The organism is Niallia sp. FSL K6-0212, assembly GCF_038007605.1.
In the GTDB taxonomy this organism is placed as follows: Bacteria; Bacillota; Bacilli; order Bacillales; family Cytobacillaceae; genus Niallia; species Niallia circulans.
Genome location: NZ_JBBOXL010000001.1, coordinates 2,446,427 through 2,467,258, shown reverse-complemented (window position 1 = coordinate 2,467,258; position 20,832 = coordinate 2,446,427). Strand labels below are relative to the sequence as shown.

Genomic DNA, 20,832 nt, shown 5'->3' with positions numbered 1-20,832 from the left:
TCTTTCTAAATATAATTAACTTGATTTTATCAGAATTCAAAAGCTTACTCCATTCTCTAAAATCAACTGCTATTGTTATAGTCATCATGTTTCCAAAACGAAGGTAGCCGTCTCCCATGTGTCCATTATTTCTTCAAAAAAGCAAAAAAAGCATAAGGAAGTCTATTCTATCCTTACGCTTTAAGCACTCTACTTATATAGCCATACAACCATCTCACATTCTCCTCTATTTCCCCAGGAATAATAAGGAATGAGTGTAAGTTCTTTTTTTTCTATATTCCCCTTGAAATTAAATTGGTATAATGTTTCCTGCCAACTTTTATCGACTAGTTCATGATCTGCTTCTACCATAAGTTGGGTAATTCCATTTAATATACCTGGCTGATAGCATACCTTTGCCCGCCCAAGATTTTTGGGATTGACATGATAGGTTTGTAATTTCTCTTCATTATCTATCGATTCTGCACAGTAAACAAAAGGACCTCTTTGTATAGCTATACGATTAACATCGGCAACTACGTTAGGATTTGCTGTGACAGCCAATACTGGTGTCTCAAAGACAAGTTCCACTATTTCTCCATTCCACTTCCTTTTTAATTCCACATAACCATCAATCAAATTCATTTCGACTGGAATTCCTTCCACATATAGTAACGGATTTTTTAACCACTGGGGAATACGAATTTTTAAAGTAACGAATTGCCCATCCGTTTTGAGGTGATATTTCACTCTATTTTGCTTCGGAAATTCTGTCATTTGCTCTAAAGAGCCTCCGGAAAAGTCTAGCTTACTAGCAACAAATAGATTGCTGTAAATGATTTGTCCTTCTTCATCCCATGTATAAAAGTAACGCTGTATCGAACCGATTGTTCGAGCAAAGTTTGGAGGACAGCAAGCACAACCAAGCCAATTTGGCCGCTGGGACTTCACATGCCCTTGCCCAGGATTATTCTTACTTATAGACGGATATACTTCTAGTGGATTCACATAGAAAAAATGTTTCCCCTCAATAGATGCCCCAGAGAGAACACCATTATATAATGCTCGTTCCATAATCTCTATGTATTCTGCCTTTGGTTCTATTTTAAACATCTCATACGCAAAATAAATAAGAGCGATGGATGCACATGTCTCACAATACATGGTGTCATTCGGCAAATCATATTCACCTGTAAATGCCTCCCCATGTACAGTGGAACCAACACCCGCAGTTATATACATCTTTTTCGAGATAACGTCCCGCCAAATTTCTTTACAAGCCATAAATAGTTGTTCATCGTTTGAATGTTTTGCAATTCTTGCCATCCCAGTTGCCATATACAACATTCGAACAGCATGCCCTACTGCTTTTGTCTGTTTTTTGGGCTGAGTATATGCTTGTAAATACTTTAAATCAATCTTTGGATAATCATTTGTTATTCCGTCTTTATTGTTTTGCTCTACTTGCTTGTCATAGAATAATGGATCTTTTCCCCTCACATCTATAAAGAAGACTGCTAAATCTAAAAATCTCTTCTCCCCAGTAAACTCATACAACTTTGCTAACGCCAGTTCAATTTCTTGGTGACCATCAGCTCCCTGTATTTTTCCTTCTTCATAACCAAAATGCTTTGCGATATTGTCTACTACTTTTAATGCAATCTGCAATAGTTCTCTTTTCCCTGTAGCTTCTGTATAGCCTATAGCCGCTTCCATTAAGTGTCCAGCGCAATATAATTCATGACTATAGTGCAGCTCACGATATTTTCTATTAGGAAATTTCACTTGAAAAAAAGTTTGTAAATAGCCATCTTTTTCTTGTGCCTTGCCAATTAAATCGATGACACTGTCAGCAAGCTCCTCTAATTCCTTATCTGGAGAAATTTGCAAACTGTAAGAAACTGCTTCTAGCCATTTGTACACATCACTATCTTGAAAGAACCATCCGTAATGTTCTCCATCTTTTAATCCAGCTGCTATACGAAAATTTTCGAGAGCATTGCTTTTCTCTGCTGGTAAACTCTCATCCTCCCTTTCCCGCTCAATATTAATATCCATATCGTTATCCATCACTTTATATTGAAAGGGAATTGTCTTGTTCTTAATATTTTTGACATAATAATTCCAAAATGTATCCTTTATATGCACCTTGTTTATGGCAAATTCTCTTAACAATTTAATTCCTCCATTCTTTTCTGGTATCGCTTACAATAGTTTAACTGGTTTCGTTCATGATGTAAGTAGGATAACAAATAGATGTGGTGGACATAAACTAGATGATCATGCTACCATATCTTCAAAAGGAGGAAAAAAGATGCCAGCAACGTATATATATTCCCATCTAAAAGGAGCGGTACCCTTTCATTCAGCTGGTTTATTTGTATCAGATGTTTCATGGTCTCATGCACCAAGAAGAAATCCAAATGAAGAAATTATCCTATGTATTTCCGGTACTCTTTATTTAGAGGTAGATAATACCGCATATGAATTAAAAGAAAATGAATTTCTTTTCATTCCTGCCAACACATCTTTTAAAGGTAATAAACCCTCAGAAAAAGGCCTGTCCTTTTATTGGTTCCACTTTTATCTCCCTCAAGGAAAAGAGACTGTTTCAGATCCCTTCGTACGAAAAAGCTCTACTCCAGAAATATATTTACCTTTGTATTCATCTGAAATGAATCTTTGTAAAACCATCATTTTGTTAAATCAATTAATCGCAAGCATGAAATCATCTCAAACAAATAATGGATTTCTAGATTATTTAGTAACAGCGATTCTGCTAGAACTTAGTGAGGAAGCCCGTAGTGTCTATGAAGATACCGAAGAGAGGGAACCACATAATCGTTTCTTACACTATGTAAAAGAATGGATTCGGATGAACAGCAATCACCCCTTAACAATTGAAGAGATCGCCAATCATTTTGGATATAATAAAGCTTACTTATCACATACTTTTTCTAAAAATACCGGGACAACGATCAGCCAATTTATTCTTCAAGTTAGAATGGAGAAGGCAAAATCATTATTATTGAATACGAATGATACTGTTACAAAAGTTGCTGCCGATTGTGGTTTTAAAGATGAGAAATATTTTATGAGAGTATTTAAGCAAACAGAAAACATGACACCAACTGCTTTCCGTTCTGCTTTAAGGCATATTAAATTAAATAATATTTAAGATAACAATACTATAAACTTAACAAACTTTATCAATAAAAATATTAACATTAATATTAATCACCCCTTACACTAAAAGAAAACATTTACAGAGGTTAATTTACATGTTATTTTTTGTATAAGAAGGAAACTTTATAGTTAATTAAACATACTGAAAGAAGGGGTCTATATGCAATTGGGGATCGATAAATCCTCTTTAGTCGTGTACGAAGCTTTAGCAAGTGAAGTTCGAATGACAATTATTCAGTTACTGTCTAAAAATAAAATGAATATAAAAGAGCTTGCCAAAGAATTGGGCATCAGCAGTGCTATTGTAACAAAGCATGTAAAAAAATTAGAAGATGCAGGTCTAATAAAGACCGAAAAGGTTCCAGGGAAGTCTGGCTTACAGAAAATTTCCATGTTAAAAGTGGACCACATTGAAATCAACTTTCCGAAGAAAATCTATCATTCTTTTGCTTCTTACGAAACTTCTGTTCCAATTGGTCATTATACTGATTATGATTTAAAGCCAACCTGTGGATTAGCTTCAGAAAAGGATTTTATTGGCAGAGTAGATGAACCAAAGCTCTTTATGGATCCAAAAAGAGTGGAAGCAGAAATTTTGTGGTTTACTCAAGGCTTTATCCAATACACCATCCCAAACTTTTTAAAAAAGGAAGAAAAAATCCAGCAATTTGAAATTAGTTTAGAAGTATGTTCAGAATTTCCATTTTCTAATGATAATTGGCCTTCTGATATTACCTTTTCACTAAATGGGCTAGAACTTGGAACCTGGAGAAGCCCTGGCGACTTTGCAGATACACGAGGTAAACTTACTCCTGAATGGTGGCCGCATAATTTAAATCAATACGGACTTCTTAAAACACTGCGAATTACAAACCATGGTACATATATTGATGGAGATCCGATATCCGCCATTACCATTAATGAATTGGATGACAACTGTGATCGCTGGACATTTCGAATTGAAGTGAAAGAAGATGCTGAATATGTTGGAGGTGCCACTATTTTTGGGAAAAAATTCGGGAATCACCCACAGGACATTATTTTCAAAGTCTATTATTTATAAGAGAAGGATTTACTTTAATAAGTTGGGAAACAGTGACTTGTTTCCCTTACCTTCCTCGTTTCTTCCTTTAACGATAAAAAAAGTCCTCTATTATTAATAGAAGACTTTCTTTCAAACCTATTCATTCAGCCATTTATCGGCAGCAAAAACAATTCCTGCCCTTTTTCTCGCTACTGTAAGAATCTCCATCACTTGAAGACTATGTTCTAGTCTTTTTAGCATTTCACTTTTGTTTTTCTCGCGTATTATTTTTTCAAATGCCACGAACTCTTCATACATTCGATGATTATGCTCATTTTTATTTATCTTCTCTTCTACATTACTAGCATTGCTGATAATAAATGAATCTATACTGTTAACAGGTCCATCAACTGTCAAGAAGCCATTATCGCCTTGAATAGTCGCAAATGATGCTCCCCAGCTATCTTTTGAACCTATACATATCGCTTTAAAGCGCTCATACTCTAAAATCAAGACTCCAGAAGTATCAATCCCTCGTGACAAATTGGGATAATACTGCACCTCCATTGGTTTTCCGAATAACCCAACAACGAAATGAATATTATAACTATTAATATCCATCAAGGCGCCACCCGACATCTCTGGATTAAAAGCTGGTAAAATGTTCCCCTCCTTAAAAGCATCATAACGTGAGGAGTACTGAGAATAATTTGCTTCTACCACCTTGATATCTCCTAGCTTAGGCAACAATTCTTTTATTTTTAAAAAATTCCCTCTGTATTGATTAGTAATTGCTTCTATTAAATAAAGATCATTCTTTTGGGCAATCCTTTCTAATTCCTTCAATTCATTCAAATTAGAGGTAAAAGGCTTCTCACAAATTACATGTTTTCTGGCTTCTAAAGCTAGTTTTGTATAGGAATAATGAAGATGATTAGGCAATGCTATGTAAACGACATCTATATCGGTATCTGCAAGCATCTCTTTATAATCCACATAAATTTTGTTTATAGGATATTCCTTTTGTAAGTCTAACAAAAATTCTTTTTTATTGGGTCTTCCAAAAATCGCCATCAAGTCAATTTGTGGTATAGATTTAAGCATAGGTAATAAATCTTGAACAATCTTTCCTGCTCCCACTATTCCAAGTTTCATTTTATTTACATCCCTTCATTCCCTCTTCTAAAATTGCCAATTGTAATAGCGTTTCCTCATCTTTTATTATTTTTTCTTCCCCATAGATGATTGTATTATACATTCCATCATACACTCGCCCATAATCCCCTGCCTCTGACACAACTTTTTCTTCATGGTAATTTCCATTCTCATCTATATAAGTTAGGGTGCCATAATGTTCTGGTTGGTCTACCCCAAAACCCTCTCCATCAGGCATATAGAAAATTTTTAAATGTTCCTCTTGTCTATCTTTCGAATGTTTAATGAAGCTTCCCTTCTTACCGTAAACAACAAAGCTTGGTCTTTCTTTTAGTCGGAAGTAACTTGACTTAATCGAAACCTTTAACTGATTATAATAAAAGTCTAAATCAAAATAGTCATTCATTCGTCCTTGACCTAATAATTGTCGTACATCATAATGAACATGCTGCGGTTTTCCAAAATAAGATATGACCTGGTCGATCGTATGGGTACCATGTCCGTACATAAAGCTGCGATAATTATTATAAACCTGGACTGTTTCTGGCACTTCTGGTCGATAATAGTCATAATTCAATTCTACTTCTAATAAATCTCCTAATTTACCACTCTCTATCACCTTTTTTGTTGTCAGAAAATCTGAATCATAACGGCGGTTTTGATAGCATTGAACAACAAGTCCTTTTTCTTTTGCATACAGAAATATTTCATCGGCTTCTTCTACCGACATCATAAATGGCTTTTCCACTAGCACATGTTTATTATGATCTAAAGCTAACTTAGCAAATGCATAATGAGAGTCATGAGATGTTGTTACTACGATTAATTGAATCTCTTGATCCTTGAGTATCTCATTTAAATCCGTAGTATAATGAATATGTTTATGTTTCTTCCATGTATCATGGGCTGGATTTCTACGATAAATTGTTTTCACCTTAATATGGTCTCTTTGTAAAGTAAAAGGAAGATGATACCTATTTGTACTTTTGCCATTTCCTATGTATCCAATTGTCAGCATAAAAGACACTCCTTTTTTCCTTAATGGGACCATTATAGGATGGAATAACAGAGAATTCCATGTAAAGCTTTAGCCTGAACGGATTTAGGATAAAATGTTCAAGCTTCCATCTGAAATGAAGCTGATTTAATGAACAAAATGTTCAATTTTAAAGGAGTGAGCCGATTTGTTGCTAAAACAAATTGCAAATAGAACGGATTATACAACAGCAGAAAAAAATATTGCAAAATATATTTTGGAAAATGCTAACTTAATAGAGAGAATGACAATCCAAGAGTTAGCACAAAAAACATTTACTTCCCATACTTCTATCATTCGCTTTACACAAAAGTTAGGAATGAAGGGTTTTAAAGATTTTAAAATTATGCTTGTTAAATCTATTGAGCAAAAAAACCATGTTTTATCTGAAATTAATCCCAATATCCCATTTGAAGATGATGCTTCTCTTATGAAAATCAGCCAGGATATGATGTATTTAACTCAACAGGCCATCAAAGAAAGCTATGAGCTCTTAAAGGAAGAATCCCTTTTTAAAATGACTAAGTATCTATACAATGCAAACCGTATCTTTATGTATGCTGTAGGAGATTCGCAAATTCGGGCCGAAAGTTTCCAAAATAAACTTTTGAAGATAAATAAATATGCCATAATCGCAACGGCCCGTAATGAATTTGCCAATAACACTGTTAACATTGATATAAATGACTGCGCCTTTTTTATTACTTATGAAGCTAAATCAAATGAGGACTTCATTGCTGCTCGTATATTAAAAGAAAGAAAGGTGCCGATTTTATTGCTAACCGCCTTTCCTGAAAGTAAATTAGCCAAAATGGCAGATGTTGTTTTAACCATACCAGCTTTAGAAAAGAAAGAAACATACAAAATCGCTACCTTTGCATCACAAGTATCCATTGATTATGTGCTTAATGTCTTATTTTCCAGCTTGTATCAAATAAATTACTCACAGAACAGAGAGCATCAAAGAAAAAGTACGGAATTAATAGATCGCTTTTCTTTTTAGAATATAAGAAAATCCCTTAGTCTAAATATAGTTAAACTAGAGGATTTAAAACAGCACTAGCTGCTAAGTCTTTCTTGCACAGCTGGCATCCACTGGCAAAACAATCTTCTATTTTTCGATGAATTTTCCTTTTTTTGAAAAAAACAAAAAAACTCAGCTAAACCTTTAAGGTATTAACTGAGTTTCTTTTGTAACTTCTACGTTATTGCTTTCTCACCTTTAGATAAAAACGAGATTGGCTGGCATCAAAAAAGCCAGTTTTCTCGATATGCTGATACAAACGATAGAGTTCATTCTGGTACTTTTCTACGCTAAAATCAGGAACTTGCCAAGGAATCGCCTTTAAATAATAAATAAGTGCGCCCAAGTCATAGAAACGCTGGATAGGAAACTCCTCTTGGTACTCTAGAACCTCCCATTCAGTGAGAGAAAACTGGTTAAGAGCAGCTGAAAGTTTCCACTCTTTAAATTCAGGATTGAGCGGAACTCCAAACCAGTCATTTATTTCCTTGCAATCTAAACCTCCAACTTGCTGGGTAAGAAAAATACCCTTTGGCTTTAAGATTCTTTTCACTTCTTTTACAGAGTAAGATTCATGTCTGTTAATGATTAAATCAAAATGATTGTCGGGAAATGGCAATTCATTATCATCAACCACTTCCATCACTCTCACTCCTAATGGCTCAAGCTTCTTTTTGGCAATCGATACGTTCGGCTTGTACCCTTCCGTCGCATAAATGATACTTGGAAAATAGCCTTTCAATAAGGAGAGAAACTCTCCTCCCCCAGTTCCCATATCCAATACAGCTGTGGTTTCCTGCATTGCAGAAATTACTTTGCTCCCGTAAGACCAAGAAATCATGCTGTTTTGGATTCTGCCTGTATCATAAATGCTAGAAAAGTCCCATCCTGAAAATTTCTCGTTTATTTCCTCTAAATACCTATGAAAATTAATATCTGTCACTTTTTATTCCTCCCTATTTTTTATTTTTCAATAAAGAATAGAGGGAGGTCCTCTACAATAATGGTTTTATATTTCATGTTCCAGTGATCTCATACTCTTTCTCCCTTATTAGTTCTTTCAAGCTCTTTGAAACTAAGTACCTGCCACTCCAAGACAGATACTTATCCAACATATTTATGTGTGTATACCCTACATATCTCTAATGGTGTCATTTGTTAACCGAACAAGATTACCACTCGGCTCAAAAATAATAGAAATGAAAAATGTCAAAGGAAGAACAACAACATCTAAATAGCCTTTCACTATTTTTCAGATCAATTGTTCCAGATCCCTCTTCCTAAACTTGGAAATCTATACTCTTAATTATACACTATTTTTTATTTTTTCAAAATATTACACCTTATATTTTCTTATACATGTCTTTTTTCTATAAGCTGAATGCCAATACCTAGCATAATTGTTCCCATCAAACAAAGAATCCCTGCCGGAACCATAATATCATTCCAAGAAGCACTGTCGATAACACCTTTTTTTAATAGTTCCATTCCATAAGTAATAGGAACAACTTTGGATAACAAAATCATTATTTTCGATGTAACAATTTCAATTGGCCAATAGGCTCCGCCAAGCATCGCAAAGCTTACAGATACCAACGGAATAAAGGCATTAAACTGGCTTGGTGTTTTCACAAGACCTGTTAGGAGAATAGTCAATGCCACAATAGCGTATAAATATGGAATGATTAGAACAAACACCAAATGAAAATTCCCATTAAAATCAATATTTAATCCATACCTGAAAAGAAGGAAAATCATTATTATTTGGATATAACCTATCGAAAAACTAAATAATAAATTCCCTAAATATATTTGTGCTTTTGAAGTAGAGGATAAAATAAATCGATCCCATATTCCACCTTGTTTATCTCTTAGAATTTCAATAACTGTAAAGGAAACGGTATAAATACAGAAGAATAAAGTAAACCCAAAGAGCGACTGGAGTGATTGATTATAGCTTGCTTCTTTATCCGTTAATGTTTGTTCTGTTTCTACAGGTATAATTGGTGTCTCTTTATTATGTGCAAGCACCCTTTGAGCTTCTTCTTTATCCGCTGCTCCATTGAACAGCGCTTGTTCCTTAAGCATATTCGCATAATAAGTTTGAAGATAATTTTGAACCATTAATACATTGGACGTATCAGCTACTCGAAAAATAGTATAAGTGTCTGGATTTATCGACACTCCTATATCTGTTTTTCCCTTTGCTAACTGTTCTTTTACTTCTTTTTCTGTATAAATAACAAACGAATAACTTTCACTTTGATTTAAAGCTTCTAGAATATCAGTTGTTTTCTCCGATTGTTCTGTATAAACTGGCACTTCTACTTTTGTGAAAGAAGACATCCCAACTAAATAAGCAAAAACGATACAAATGAAAGAGGTTACAATAAATCCACCTGGCTGTCTAATAAATTTCTTACATTTCCCCCATAGAATTGCATTCATTGGCGAACCCCTCCTCTTGTTTTCAAGGTAATCACACTAATCAACAGCAAAGTAATAGAAAATAGGAGGATTGCTTTAAGATGGCTCCATAAATCTGCCAATGAATAGCCTTGATATGCTTTTAAATAAGCAGTAAGGGCTGCACCTCCAGGAGAATATTCGCCTAATGTTTCCATAAATCCACCAATCGCACTTACATCAAAAAAGCTGCCGCCAATAAACGCAAGAATAGGTACGATTAAGGAAGACATAATACTCTCCACATTTCGTGACTTAGCAGCAAAAGAAATAGAAGTTACTATAGTAGCAAACGCTGCAGCCATTAGATTTACCGTTAAGATAACAACTAATTGGTTTATCATACTAGAAAAGACGACTCCATAAATCATTGCTATTAAGCTGAATAAAATGGTCTGCTGTAAAAAAGATAGAATAAAGGCTACAGTAAAAACACCTGCAAAAAACACAAACTTTGGAACATTTGCCAGTAAGATACGTTCATACAAAAGCTCTTCTTTTTGCTGATAAGCAAAGCCTGCTACCGTTGTAGATATATAGAATACAAACATCACAGACATGCCGACTCCATAATAAGCAAAAGCACTGATTTCCTTTTTCTTTTCGATATTTTTGATTTGTCCATTTACCTTTTCACTAACTAATGTCGAATAATCGATTTGAAGATCTTGGGCTGTCTTTAGATACGTCCACTCTTTTTGATAATTCGTCATAATATCCTCGATAATAGTTGCCTGAAGGGACTCTTGGTTTTTTGTCTTTATTATCCACGATGGAAGTTCGGTTTCTTCCTCTAAAAAATTTGTATAAAATTCAGAAGTAAATCCTTCTGGAATATATACTACACCGTCAAAATCCTTTTCCTTTACTATGGTCCGGTCACTATATTCCGTAACGGAAAGGAATTTCTTTAAATCAGGATTTTCCCCGACTGCTTTCATAAATGTAGCTATCGGCTGCAGAGCCTGAATATGCGCTATTTTTGCTTTTTTCTCTTGATCGCTTAGAGGAGACTGGTTTATTTTTTCTATTATTTCTTGTTGGGCTTGCTGTTCTTGATCCTCTACCACCATAGCTAGCTTCGCTTTTACTTCTATTTCGCTATCATTATCCAAAGCCCCTAACGCGCTGCCAAGTATCGTGATAAGCACAAACGGCATTAACAACAAGACAACCAGCTCTCGCGGTCTTCTCCAAATCAGTAATAATTCTTTTTTTATCATTTGCCAAAGCATCTGGAATCCTCCTAATCTCTTAATTGACGGCCAGTTAAATGCAAGAACACATCTTCTAAAGTAGGCGCCTCAATATTTACAGAGAGTACATTTGTCTTCTGTTCTTCGGCAATCCGCAATATATCTTTTAACAAATTCACTCCTCTTGGTACGATAACCGTAATCACCGATTGTTGAATCGAGATATTCTTAATGCTTTCAAGATGACGGAGTGCTTCTGTAAATTCATGTTTGACGATTTCCACCTTAATGTTAATGGCTGTTTCTGCCGATAAAATATTTTTAATATCCTCCTTCGTTCCAGATGCAATGATTTCACCATGGTCCATAATATAAATCCGATTACAAAGAAACTCTACTTCTTCCATATAATGACTTGTATAAAGGACGGTCATTTGCTTTTCTTCATTTAGTCTTTTCACTGTTTCTAAAATATAATTTCTGGATTGTGGATCAATTCCAACAGTTGGTTCATCCATAATAATTATTTCCGGTTCATGTATTAAAGCGACACCAATATTTAATCTCCGTTTCATTCCGCCTGAAAAGGTTTTGACCAAATCCTTTTCCCGTTCTTTTAAACCAATAATTTCAAGAACTTCATCTACTCTCTTCTGTAAAATTTTTTTAGGAATCCGATGCATTTTACCAAAAAAGAGTAAGTTTTCTCGAGCAGATAAATCCATATAAACAGCGAGTTCTTGTGGTACTACTCCAAGAACTTTCCGTAAAGCCTGCGGTGTTTTTAAAATACTTTCATTATTTAAACGTACGTCTCCCTCTTGAGGAGAAACCAAAGAAGATATCATAGATATTGTTGTAGATTTACCTGCACCATTCGGTCCTAGTAAGCCTACAATTTCTCCACGTTCTAAATATAAATTGACAGAATTCACAACTTGCTTCCCTTTAAATGATTTAGATAAATTTATTATTTCTAACAAGGTCATCATCCTTTCTATATACAGCATAATGAAAAGACTCTTCCATTCATATACCTAAAGGTCATTTTTTTCCAAAAATAAAATGACTATAGTCATATCTTTTTATGCTAATTCAATAGCTGCTGCTTATTTAAGCATACTTTCATTTAAAAAGGGTAAAACAAATAAAAGATAATCATCGGAAAGGAGCTGTACTAATTGGGCATTCTAGTCTTGGTCATCCTTATTGCTTTAAACGCTTTCTTTGCAGCTGCAGAAATTGCGCTCATTTCCTTAAATGACAATAAAATTAAACATATGGCTGACACTGGCCACAAGAAGGCTAAAATAGTGCATAAATTGCTGTCAGAGCCGAGTAAATTTCTGGCGACAATCCAAATTGGGATTACTCTAGCAGGATTTCTAGCCAGCGCTTTTGCTGCGGACAGCTTTTCTGGTCACTTAACAGAGTTATTTTTAAGTATGGGTATTCCTCTCTCCAAAGGATTGCTTGACTCTATCTCCGTCATTATTATTACGCTGCTGTTATCTTATTTCACACTTGTATTTGGTGAATTAGTTCCTAAACGAGTTGCTTTGAAGAAAGCAGAAGGAATTGCGATGTTCGCCGCAAGTCCGCTAACAATGCTTTCTAAAATAACAGCGCCATTTGTCGCTTTCTTAACCTTCTCCACTAACCTTGTTGCACGGCTTTTCGGCGTTCGTCCAGATGATGAAGATGAGGAAGTAACAGAAGAAGATATAAAAATGATGATTGATGTAGGAAATGAAAGAGGAAGTATTGATGAAGATGAGCGAATGATGATACATAATATTTTCGAATTTGATAATAAAGATGTCACAGATATTATGACCCATCGCTCTAATATGGTAGCTATTCCTTCCCATTATACTCTAAATGAGATAGCTGCTCTTGTGAATCGTGAAATGTATACTCGCTATCCTGTATATGAGGGAAATATGGATAATATTATCGGTATCCTACATTCTAAAGATCTATTAGCATATATGGGTAAAGAAGATACCTCCTTTCAACTAAGTAGGATTATTCGCGAACCATACTTTGTACTAGAATCAAAAAGAATTGATGAATTATTTATCCAGATGCAAAAAAATAATGTCCTTTTCGCAATTGTCGTTGATGAATACGGCGGAACAGACGGTATTGTGACAATGGAGGATTTGGTGGAAGAAATCGTCGGCAATATTTTTGATGAATACGATGAACCAAAACCTCCTGAAATTAAGATTATCGGGGAACATACCTATTTATTGCAAGGGACTATCAGTCTAGATGATGTGCAAGAGTTATTGAAAATTACCTTGCCGATTGAAATTTATGATACATTGAGTGGTTTTCTCATCAGCAGGATTGGCTATATTCCTAATGAGAATGAAAAACCAACCATTCTCTATAAAAATTTCGAATTTCAAGTCGAAGAAATTGTGGACCGCAGAATCAGTCAAGTGAAGGTTACAAAAATAATCGAAGAGCAGTCCCCATCAAATACTTCTTTAGAAACATAAGTGTTTTCCAAGGAACAGACTTAAACTTATGTTTTGGCTGGGACATAAGTTTCCCAGCCAAAAATATAAATGGATGTGATTATCCCCACACACTAAAATACACTACTCTTTCCATTAGACTGGATGAAAGCCCCTGTCTTTCGCCTGCTCGATTTCATTTTATTATCCATTTCATGGTGTCACATTTTTGTTCTTAAATCTATCATTTATACCGATTACAGTGTCATTTACATTCCCCTCTTCATATGTTCCGCAGCTATCCTGCTGAACCAACATTTATCCGAGTGAGTAACCAAATCATATTACTTTAAAACTTTTCCTATGAATTTGCGTTTTCCTTTATTATACTGGTAATAGTTTGCATTAAGTTTCTGTTATTATTGGAGGTTTTTTTCATGAAAAAATACGGAAAGGATATCCTAGTGATTATTTTTGGAGCCTTCCTTTTTGCATTGGCTGTCAATTTATTTGTTATTCCTAATGATTTGGGAGAAGGAGGAGTAACCGGTTTAGCCATTATAGCTTATTACTTATTTCAATGGTCTCCAGGTATAGTCAACTTTGCTTTAAACACCATTTTGCTTATAATCGGTTATAAATTTTTAAATAAACAAATGATTATTTATACCATTATTGCTGTTTTTTTCAACTCGTTATTTTTACATCTAACAGAGACATGGTCAATCCATTCTGACGAATTATTTGTTAATGTTATTTTCGGCGGCGTATTTGCCGGAGTTGGAATTGGATTAATTATAAGAGTAGGCGGTACAACAGCTGGCTCGACTATTCTAGCAAGACTAACCAATAAATATCTCGGCTGGAGTATAAGTTACGGCTTATTATTTTTTGATCTTCTTGTTGTTTTTGCCTCCTTCTTCCTAATAAAGGCAGAAGGTGTGATGCTGACAATTATTATGCTCTATGTTGGAACAAAGGTGATGGAATTTGTCATAGAAGGCGTTAATCCGAAGAAGGCAGTGACGATTATTTCCAATTACCCTGCAGAAATTGCGGATCAAGTAAACGAACAATTAAATCGTGGCGTAACAGTTCTATCAGGTCATGGCTACTATACAAAAGAGAACAAGGAAATACTCTATATTATTATTAATAAACAAGAAGTTGTGAAACTAAAGAAAATCGTGAAACAAACAGATGAGGATGCTTTTATTACCATTCATGATGTGAGAGACGTCTTCGGCGAGGGCTTTATTCACCTTTCTAAAGCGTAGTGAGGCATTTTCACCCGAACCATTATACAGAGCTGCTAATAAAGCTCTTATATAATCGTTCGGGTTTTATTTCAAAAAAAAGAAGGTTAGTGGAAAGCAGCCGCAGATGACTCTATTTCGCTTTCCTATTACTTAGCTGGCAATGAAATCAAATATAATCATTCCGCACCGCATAAATAGCTAATTGTGTTCGATCTCTTAATTCTAATTTTGCTAGAATTTGAGTGATATGATTTTTAATCGTTCCAACAGATAATAATAACTCACGGGAAATTTCTTTATTTGTTTTCCCTTGGCCTATTTTTTTGAGAATTTCTATTTCTCGTGTTGTTAACACAACTGTCTGATTCAGTTCTTTCTCAGGCAGGTTCTCTTTTTTTAACAGCTTTGGCATTAATTTTGCGGCAACTTGATCATGTATCGACATGCCGCCCGCCAAACAACTTTTGATACTATTTACTAAAGTAGTATTATCTGTTGTTTTTAGCAGAAAACCATTCGCCCCTTCTTGAAATACCTTTATTGCATAATCTTCATCATTAAAAGTAGTGAGGATAAGTATTTTTATATGTGGAAATTGCTGACGAATTTTTTTCGTCGCTTCCATCCCATCCATAATTGGCATACGAATATCCATTAAAACAATGTCTACAATTGTTTTTTCTAATAAAAACAACACTTCTTTTCCATTTTCCGCTTCAGCAACGACCTTGATGTCTTCTTCTTGTTCAATAATCATCTTTAAACCATTTCTAACAATTGCTTGATCCTCCGCAATTAACACGCGAATCATCTTCATTCCTCCCCAACAGGAATATTTCCTTGCAGGATAAATTCTCCATTCGATTGAAGAATCTCTAATTTTCCATGTCTTTCTTCTATTCTTTTTTTCATATTCTCTAAACCAAAACCAAAATGAAAAGGATGCTTATGTATATAGGGATTTCTGATTTCAAATGTCAAATGCCCAATTGGGGAAACACCTAGTGTAATATGCACAGCTTTCGAACTTCCATACTTCATCGCATTTGTGATACCTTCCTGTACAGATCGATAGAGGACAGCACTTTGTTTATTACTAAGGTTTGCTTGTAGTACCCCTTGCTTGGTTGTAAAATGGACGTGAATATTGTTTTCACTTTCCAATTTTTTTATCAGCGTAATAATAGAAGCAATTCCTCTTGGCTCGTCTACTTGTAAAAGACGTACCGCTTTTCTTGTTTCTTCTAAGCTGTCAGCTGCCATATTTTTCAAAGTTAAATATTGATCCTTTTTCTCCTTAATCCAAAATTGTTCGATTTGCATCATTAATGCAGTCAATTTATGACCAACGGAATCATGCATCTGTCTAGCAATTAGATTTCTCTCCTCCACTCTTGCTGCATGCTCATTATAGTAAGATTGTCTTTTCTGTATCCGATAATCATTTAGTAAAGATTCATATGTATTTCTTATTTGGCGATAATCCCCCTCCAGCTCATTTACATGAATAAGTAAATAGGAAATTAACAGAAGAAAACTTATCCAAACCAAAGCTAAATAGGGAAACATTATAATAACTATTGCAGCATTGATTAAAAGAAACAAGCTAATGACAATACGAAACAAATTAGTTGATATATAAGTACTCATTACTATCATAAAATACAAAAGCATTAGTAATAGATAGCTATATAACTCTCTTCCTACTGTAAAGAGGACTATTTCAAGCATAACAATGATAGTAAGAAACGGTATGCTTTTTCTTTTAAATACAGGCACGAGAAAATAGAATCCTATAATAATAGAAAACAGAAATAAGTGCATAGCAAAATGCCAAGCATCAATGTTATATGCTTGATATAAAGTGCCCAAACATAAAAAAACCAGAACCACTATTTTTATCGAAAAGTCCTTCATTGTTTCTCCCTTTTCTCCTTGATCTTCTTTATAAAAAAGCTTGTAAAAGATACCTCTTCTACAAGCCTCTTGATCGTTTCTATTAAATGCTGTATCCAATCGCTAACACAAGCGCAAAAGAAACTACCAATAAAATCCACAGCGTTTTTGTATTTTCGGATTTTTTCGTGCGAATAAGTACCATTTCAAGCATACCGATAACCCAAATGCCTACAAGCATCTTAATTGTATGCATGAAATCCATCCCTGTTTTGGCAATTAAGCCAATTCCAGAACCAATAATCAGAATATACACTACCCGTAACACCATATGTACGATTTTACTTCCCTTTTCTTTTCCTGCTTTATGTAAACCGAATGACAAGGCAAATAGAATTAGCCCAATAATCCATGTCAGTACATGAGCATCTGTTGAACTCATATAGATCCCCTCCTTTTCTCCATTATTTTACCATAGATTACTTTAATCCCTCTATTTTCGACTTATTATTCCTCAGCTGCTACTTGATTTATTAAGGTACCAATTCCTTCCACCGATATTTCAATGCTATCCCCTGCCTTTAAGAAGCGTGGTGGGTTAAAACCTTTCCCAACTCCTGCAGGTGTTCCTGTGGCAATAATATCTCCAGGCTCTAACGTCATCCCTTTAGACAATACACTTATTACTTCTTCGATTGGAAAAATAAAATGCTTTGTATTGGATTGTTGTCTTATTTCTCCATTTACTTTAGTAGTAATATTTAATTCATTCGGGTTGGGAATACTATCCTTTGTTACAATCCATGGTCCAATTGGCGCCGTCGTGTCTAAACTCTTTCCTATAAAAAATTGTTTATGTTTCTTCTGTAGATCTCTAGCGGTGATATCATTTAAGATGGTATAGCCAAATATATAATCCAATGCCTTCTCTTTCTTAATTCCTTTTCCTTTTTTTCCAATAATAACAGCTAGTTCGCCTTCATAATCAAGCTGCTCTGTTACTTGTTTATGTTCCATAATATTCTCCATATGGCCAATAACCGTGGTGGGAGCTTTCGTAAAAATCATCACATGCTCAGGAATGTCCGCTTTACTTCCCATTTCTATTGCGTGTTCTTCGTAATTTTTGCCAACACAAAAGATATTTTTTCGCGGTCTAGGAATCGGTGCTAGAAACTTCACTTTTTCCATTGGTATATAAAGATTTGTGCTATCATAATGCTCTTCTGCCCAATGCATTAAACTTTCTACCTTGTTCATGAATCCTTCTTGTTCTATACATTTAATAAGATCTTCTGGATACGGTCTTCTTCCCGTATACTTTTCCTCTGCATCATTTAAAGGTAAAACTCTCTTTTCCTCTACTACTCCAATAAAAACTTTATTCTTCCACGCTACCGTTGCAAGCTTCATAGATTAATCCCCCCTATAATATCATTATATATATTAGAACATTTAAGAAAATTATAAACTTTCTCAAAAATTTTTCCAAATAAAATTCCCCCCCTCCATTCTGAGCGTTTCTAAGACAAAAAATCGCTATTTATAGCAGTGAATTAACTCCTATTCCTTTTTCTTGTCATAGTACAATCATTCAAAAGAATATGTTAGTTAAGAATAGTATGAAGCTATCTAGGTGAATGTATCACCTAATCCGTTATTTTCCATAGTATGTATAAGAATATTGTATAAAGGATGTTGTATATGCCAGCAATTGTTGGAGTAGCTCAAGTTATATCCGTTGGGGGTAGCTCTATTTTTAATATTGGCGATGTATACAAAATGATGCCTATCTCTAATGCGAAAACCTTTTCTGGATCAGGCTCTTTTAATACAGGGGATGGATTAAAGATTACCAACTACCGCAGTTCTACCAATACGTATGATAACGATGGATTGGATCAGCCAATTGCTGCGAATGCGTAATTAGACTAAAAGGTGATGTGTCTAATGAATTATTTTATCCAACAATCTATAACCATAAATTCAATTAAAATCGGGGGGATTTCTAACTCTTCTGTATTACAGATAGGCAGTGCTGGAATTATTAAACCTGCCTCATACTTATATAATACGGGAGGATTTACAGAATCAGCTCCTGAACTTCAACCAGAAGAACCTGGAATGGATGTAGCAGATGAAGATACCGTTTTCTCACCTGCTGTTCCCTTGCAATCTCCTCGAAAATAGGAATGATTTGCAATAAGGAAAAAAGGGGGGATAGAAATGTCTTATGATTTTTATCAATACAGTGAAAATATGCGTCATTATTTACAATTGCTTGAAAAAAGAATTAAAGATTTAGAAGCACAGGTTGCCAATCTTACGAATGAGGTTACGGCAATCAGCGAAAAGCCAACTGTCCATATTGATCGTATCGATTACAGCTTTGACCAATTAAAAGTGGAAACGTTAGAAGGAACCTTGAATATTGGACTTAATCCTGAAGACTTAAGCAACATTGAAGAACTTGCCATTAATCCAAATTCACCAACCCAACAGCCTCAGGCCCCTTTCTATCCACCCATTGATCCTAAGCAGATGATGAATCGATCCATGGATATAGAAGAGGTCATGCATCAATTTATTCAATTAGAATTGCCAGAAATCATTCGGCAAAAGCAATTAGAACTTAATATGCCCGAAGAGGAATCCTATGTCACCTTTATTCAAGAGGATATTACAAAGCAATTACCAACAAGGATTCAATATTATTTACAACAAAATACTAACCGTAAGCAAAGCGGCAGCACTTTATCTAATGAAGCAATTATCAACGCTTTAAAGGAAGAAATGGAAAATGGAGTTCATTTATTTTTAAGTCATATACCAGATAACATGAAAGGAAGTGGAAAAGAGTGAATTTTCAAGTATATAATCGAGAGCTTCAAGTAGGTAGAATTGATATTATAGGGGTTGCCAGCTCCTCTATTTGCTTAATAGGAGATACACAAACGATTCAATTAGCCTCCACCTTCGATACACCAGCCGAATCTTTAATTATTGGCCCTTTTGTTCCACTGCATCCAAAAATTTAACTATGTTACAGCGTACATCTGTTGTTGATTTAATCACTATTAATACCGTATCCTTTTCCTCCATTGTAGAAATCGGAGATGCAACTTACCATCAATCTGCCTCTAGGGCATTAGCAGTCCAAAGACAAAAAGAGTTCTTTTATGGTTCGGAAACAGAATATGAAGACTATTCTGTGTTTACAGAACCCATTCCCTTACTTCCTATTATCGAAAATGTAACATGTCATTTTGAAAATAGGAAACCGATCATTAAAGTAAATCATATAAATATTATTGGAATATCTTCTGCCTCCTTATTACAAGTAGGCAATTGCCGTCATCTATATGCAGAAGCAAGAATTAAACATATCCGGCAAATAGAGCAACCACTTGCAGCGGAAACAGAAAATAATTTGATCCAATTAAATGAGCCTAGTCAATTTAATACTACAACCCCTGAAAGCCCTATTTCCATTACTGGCACAAATCTTATAGGAACTCCTTTTTCTAATAACACAGAAACAAGTCTAGAATAATAGAAAGCGGAAGATAAAAATTTTTTCGAGAAGAATATTTTAGTATCAGATTAGAATAGATACCACAAAAGGAGGTTAAAAAATGCCTGCAATTGTAGGACCAGTACAAATTGTTAACGTAGGAGAAGGAATTGTGCAATTTGGGGATTCATTATTTATTTCTCCCAAAGGAAATTCAAAGGCAACCTTAGGCTCTGGTACCTCCAATACGGGAGCATTTATTATAACAAATAATGGATTAAACGCTAGTAACTATATAGATACTAGTTTACTTGATCAACCAGTTGTTGCAAATAACTAGCTGCTAAGCCCTTTCATTCGAGTGTTCATATATTTTTCAAGGAGGAAAGAATTATGCCTGCTATAATAGGTCCGATTCAAATTGTTAACACAGGAGAGGGAATTGTGCAATTTGGAGATTCCCTCTTTATTTCTCCAAAGGACAATGCAAAATCAACAATAGGCTCAGGTACTGGAAATAATGGTGCATTTGTAATTACTAATAATGCAGTCAATTCCAGTAATTATACAGATAGCAGCGGGATTGATCAGCCTATATCCGGTAATAATTAATAAATATTCTCCTCTGT

Annotated in this window: 23 protein-coding genes; 12 read left to right on the top strand and 11 right to left on the bottom strand. The window is 34.7% G+C overall.

The window, feature by feature from the left end; translation table 11 throughout:
• Positions 1-189: 189 nt before the first annotated feature.
• Positions 190-2,154 (bottom strand): glycoside hydrolase family 127 protein, encoded by a 1,965-nt coding sequence (locus MHH96_RS11710; RefSeq protein WP_095320248.1) that lies wholly within the window; start codon positions 2,152-2,154, stop codon positions 190-192.
• A 139-nt stretch (positions 2,155-2,293) separates the two neighbouring features.
• Here MHH96_RS11710 and MHH96_RS11705 point away from each other — a divergent pair, with 139 nt between their 5' ends.
• Both MHH96_RS11705 and MHH96_RS11700 read left to right on the top strand, forming a co-directional pair.
• Positions 2,294-3,157, top strand: a complete 864-nt coding sequence (locus MHH96_RS11705) for an AraC family transcriptional regulator (RefSeq protein WP_176473272.1) — start codon at positions 2,294-2,296, stop codon at positions 3,155-3,157.
• Between the two features lie 168 nt (positions 3,158-3,325).
• The gene (locus tag MHH96_RS11700) at positions 3,326-4,228 is read left to right on the top strand and encodes an ArsR/SmtB family transcription factor (protein ID WP_047943112.1); all 903 of its coding nucleotides are present in this window, start codon (positions 3,326-3,328) and stop codon (positions 4,226-4,228) included.
• A gap of 117 nt (positions 4,229-4,345) precedes the next feature.
• Here MHH96_RS11700 and MHH96_RS11695 read toward each other — a convergent pair whose 3' ends face one another.
• Both MHH96_RS11695 and MHH96_RS11690 read right to left on the bottom strand, forming a co-directional pair.
• Positions 4,346-5,344, bottom strand: coding sequence for a Gfo/Idh/MocA family protein (locus tag MHH96_RS11695; protein ID WP_095321637.1), 999 nt, complete (start codon positions 5,342-5,344; stop codon positions 4,346-4,348).
• Position 5,345: 1 nt separating this feature from the next.
• On the bottom strand, positions 5,346-6,362 hold the full coding sequence (locus MHH96_RS11690) for a Gfo/Idh/MocA family oxidoreductase (RefSeq protein ID WP_328283466.1): 1,017 nt from the start codon (positions 6,360-6,362) through the stop codon (positions 5,346-5,348).
• 166 nt (positions 6,363-6,528) lie between these two features.
• Between MHH96_RS11690 and MHH96_RS11685 the strand changes: the two genes are divergently transcribed.
• The gene (locus MHH96_RS11685; protein ID WP_047943109.1) at positions 6,529-7,383 is read left to right on the top strand and encodes a MurR/RpiR family transcriptional regulator; all 855 of its coding nucleotides are present in this window, start codon (positions 6,529-6,531) and stop codon (positions 7,381-7,383) included.
• A 202-nt stretch (positions 7,384-7,585) separates the two neighbouring features.
• Here MHH96_RS11685 and MHH96_RS11680 read toward each other — a convergent pair whose 3' ends face one another.
• The 4 genes from MHH96_RS11680 to MHH96_RS11665 form a co-directional block, all read right to left on the bottom strand.
• Positions 7,586-8,347: a class I SAM-dependent methyltransferase gene (locus tag MHH96_RS11680; RefSeq protein WP_328283467.1), complete on the bottom strand. Its 762-nt coding sequence runs from the start codon at positions 8,345-8,347 to the stop codon at positions 7,586-7,588.
• A 410-nt stretch (positions 8,348-8,757) separates the two neighbouring features.
• Positions 8,758-9,852 carry an ABC transporter permease gene (locus MHH96_RS11675; protein WP_341117369.1) on the bottom strand — a complete coding sequence of 365 codons (1,095 nt, stop codon included), beginning with the start codon at positions 9,850-9,852 and terminating at the stop codon, positions 8,758-8,760.
• Positions 9,849-11,105 carry an ABC transporter permease gene (locus MHH96_RS11670; protein WP_341117368.1) on the bottom strand — a complete coding sequence of 419 codons (1,257 nt, stop codon included), beginning with the start codon at positions 11,103-11,105 and terminating at the stop codon, positions 9,849-9,851. Before MHH96_RS11670 ends, MHH96_RS11675 begins: the two co-directional genes overlap by 4 nt.
• 11 nt (positions 11,106-11,116) lie before the next feature.
• Positions 11,117-12,049 carry an ABC transporter ATP-binding protein gene (locus MHH96_RS11665; RefSeq protein WP_047943105.1) on the bottom strand — a complete coding sequence of 311 codons (933 nt, stop codon included), beginning with the start codon at positions 12,047-12,049 and terminating at the stop codon, positions 11,117-11,119.
• 198 nt (positions 12,050-12,247) lie between these two features.
• Between MHH96_RS11665 and MHH96_RS11660 the strand changes: the two genes are divergently transcribed.
• Together MHH96_RS11660 and MHH96_RS11655 are read left to right on the top strand one after the other, a co-directional pair.
• Positions 12,248-13,576, top strand: coding sequence for a hemolysin family protein (locus MHH96_RS11660; RefSeq protein ID WP_047943104.1), 1,329 nt, complete (start codon positions 12,248-12,250; stop codon positions 13,574-13,576).
• Between the two features lie 395 nt (positions 13,577-13,971).
• Positions 13,972-14,811, top strand: a complete 840-nt coding sequence (locus MHH96_RS11655; protein WP_047943103.1) for a YitT family protein — start codon at positions 13,972-13,974, stop codon at positions 14,809-14,811.
• A 148-nt stretch (positions 14,812-14,959) separates the two neighbouring features.
• Here MHH96_RS11655 and MHH96_RS11650 read toward each other — a convergent pair whose 3' ends face one another.
• The 4 genes from MHH96_RS11650 to MHH96_RS11635 all read right to left on the bottom strand — a co-directional run bounded on the left by MHH96_RS11650 (position 14,960) and on the right by MHH96_RS11635 (position 18,102).
• Entirely contained in the window at positions 14,960-15,604 is a 645-nt protein-coding gene (locus MHH96_RS11650) for a response regulator transcription factor (RefSeq protein WP_047943102.1), read from the bottom strand.
• A gap of 2 nt (positions 15,605-15,606) precedes the next feature.
• Positions 15,607-16,809, bottom strand: a complete 1,203-nt coding sequence (locus MHH96_RS11645) for a sensor histidine kinase (protein WP_082138365.1) — start codon at positions 16,807-16,809, stop codon at positions 15,607-15,609.
• Positions 16,793-17,131 (bottom strand): DUF1516 family protein, encoded by a 339-nt coding sequence (locus MHH96_RS11640; RefSeq protein ID WP_047943101.1) that lies wholly within the window; start codon positions 17,129-17,131, stop codon positions 16,793-16,795. The genes MHH96_RS11645 and MHH96_RS11640 overlap by 17 nt, the downstream gene beginning before the upstream one ends.
• A 65-nt stretch (positions 17,132-17,196) precedes the next feature.
• Complete coding sequence (locus MHH96_RS11635) at positions 17,197-18,102, bottom strand: fumarylacetoacetate hydrolase family protein (protein ID WP_047943100.1); 906 nt, start codon at positions 18,100-18,102, stop codon at positions 17,197-17,199.
• A 291-nt stretch (positions 18,103-18,393) separates the two neighbouring features.
• Between MHH96_RS11635 and MHH96_RS11630 the strand changes: the two genes are divergently transcribed.
• The 7 genes from MHH96_RS11630 to MHH96_RS11600 all read left to right on the top strand — a co-directional run bounded on the left by MHH96_RS11630 (position 18,394) and on the right by MHH96_RS11600 (position 20,815).
• Positions 18,394-18,615, top strand: coding sequence for a spore germination protein (locus MHH96_RS11630; protein WP_047943099.1), 222 nt, complete (start codon positions 18,394-18,396; stop codon positions 18,613-18,615).
• Positions 18,616-18,639: 24 nt separating this feature from the next.
• Positions 18,640-18,879: a spore germination protein GerPB gene (locus tag MHH96_RS11625; RefSeq protein WP_047943098.1), complete on the top strand. Its 240-nt coding sequence runs from the start codon at positions 18,640-18,642 to the stop codon at positions 18,877-18,879.
• A 36-nt stretch (positions 18,880-18,915) separates the two neighbouring features.
• Positions 18,916-19,551, top strand: coding sequence for a spore germination protein GerPC (gene gerPC, locus MHH96_RS11620; RefSeq protein WP_047943097.1), 636 nt, complete (start codon positions 18,916-18,918; stop codon positions 19,549-19,551).
• The gene (locus tag MHH96_RS11615) at positions 19,548-19,727 is read left to right on the top strand and encodes a hypothetical protein (RefSeq protein ID WP_047943096.1); all 180 of its coding nucleotides are present in this window, start codon (positions 19,548-19,550) and stop codon (positions 19,725-19,727) included. Before gerPC ends, MHH96_RS11615 begins: the two co-directional genes overlap by 4 nt.
• 2 nt (positions 19,728-19,729) lie before the next feature.
• Positions 19,730-20,242: a spore germination protein GerPE gene (locus tag MHH96_RS11610; RefSeq protein WP_082138364.1), complete on the top strand. Its 513-nt coding sequence runs from the start codon at positions 19,730-19,732 to the stop codon at positions 20,240-20,242.
• Between the two features lie 82 nt (positions 20,243-20,324).
• Positions 20,325-20,543, top strand: coding sequence for a spore germination protein (locus tag MHH96_RS11605; protein ID WP_047943094.1), 219 nt, complete (start codon positions 20,325-20,327; stop codon positions 20,541-20,543).
• A 53-nt stretch (positions 20,544-20,596) separates the two neighbouring features.
• On the top strand, positions 20,597-20,815 hold the full coding sequence (locus MHH96_RS11600; protein ID WP_047943093.1) for a spore germination protein: 219 nt from the start codon (positions 20,597-20,599) through the stop codon (positions 20,813-20,815).
• Positions 20,816-20,832 lie beyond the last annotated feature (17 nt).

Excerpts from the sequence above, each read along its gene's own strand:
- MHH96_RS11705 (WP_176473272.1), top strand. The coding sequence starts at position 2,294 with ATGCCAGCAACGTATATATATTCCCATCTAAAAGGAGCGGTACCCTTT.
- MHH96_RS11700 (WP_047943112.1), top strand. The coding sequence starts at position 3,326 with ATGCAATTGGGGATCGATAAATCCTCTTTAGTCGTGTACGAAGCTTTA.
- MHH96_RS11695 (WP_095321637.1), bottom strand. The coding sequence starts at position 5,344 with ATGAAACTTGGAATAGTGGGAGCAGGAAAGATTGTTCAAGATTTATTA.
- MHH96_RS11690 (WP_328283466.1), bottom strand. The coding sequence starts at position 6,362 with ATGCTGACAATTGGATACATAGGAAATGGCAAAAGTACAAATAGGTAT.
- MHH96_RS11675 (WP_341117369.1), bottom strand. The coding sequence starts at position 9,852 with ATGAATGCAATTCTATGGGGGAAATGTAAGAAATTTATTAGACAGCCA.
- MHH96_RS11670 (WP_341117368.1), bottom strand. The coding sequence starts at position 11,105 with ATGCTTTGGCAAATGATAAAAAAAGAATTATTACTGATTTGGAGAAGA.
- MHH96_RS11655 (WP_047943103.1), top strand. The coding sequence starts at position 13,972 with ATGAAAAAATACGGAAAGGATATCCTAGTGATTATTTTTGGAGCCTTC.
- MHH96_RS11650 (WP_047943102.1), bottom strand. The coding sequence starts at position 15,604 with ATGATTCGCGTGTTAATTGCGGAGGATCAAGCAATTGTTAGAAATGGT.
- MHH96_RS11640 (WP_047943101.1), bottom strand. The coding sequence starts at position 17,131 with ATGAGTTCAACAGATGCTCATGTACTGACATGGATTATTGGGCTAATT.
- MHH96_RS11635 (WP_047943100.1), bottom strand. The coding sequence starts at position 18,102 with ATGAAGCTTGCAACGGTAGCGTGGAAGAATAAAGTTTTTATTGGAGTA.
- MHH96_RS11630 (WP_047943099.1), top strand. The coding sequence starts at position 18,394 with ATGCCAGCAATTGTTGGAGTAGCTCAAGTTATATCCGTTGGGGGTAGC.
- MHH96_RS11625 (WP_047943098.1), top strand. The coding sequence starts at position 18,640 with ATGAATTATTTTATCCAACAATCTATAACCATAAATTCAATTAAAATC.
- gerPC (WP_047943097.1), top strand. The coding sequence starts at position 18,916 with ATGTCTTATGATTTTTATCAATACAGTGAAAATATGCGTCATTATTTA.
- MHH96_RS11610 (WP_082138364.1), top strand. The coding sequence starts at position 19,730 with ATGTTACAGCGTACATCTGTTGTTGATTTAATCACTATTAATACCGTA.
- MHH96_RS11605 (WP_047943094.1), top strand. The coding sequence starts at position 20,325 with ATGCCTGCAATTGTAGGACCAGTACAAATTGTTAACGTAGGAGAAGGA.
- MHH96_RS11600 (WP_047943093.1), top strand. The coding sequence starts at position 20,597 with ATGCCTGCTATAATAGGTCCGATTCAAATTGTTAACACAGGAGAGGGA.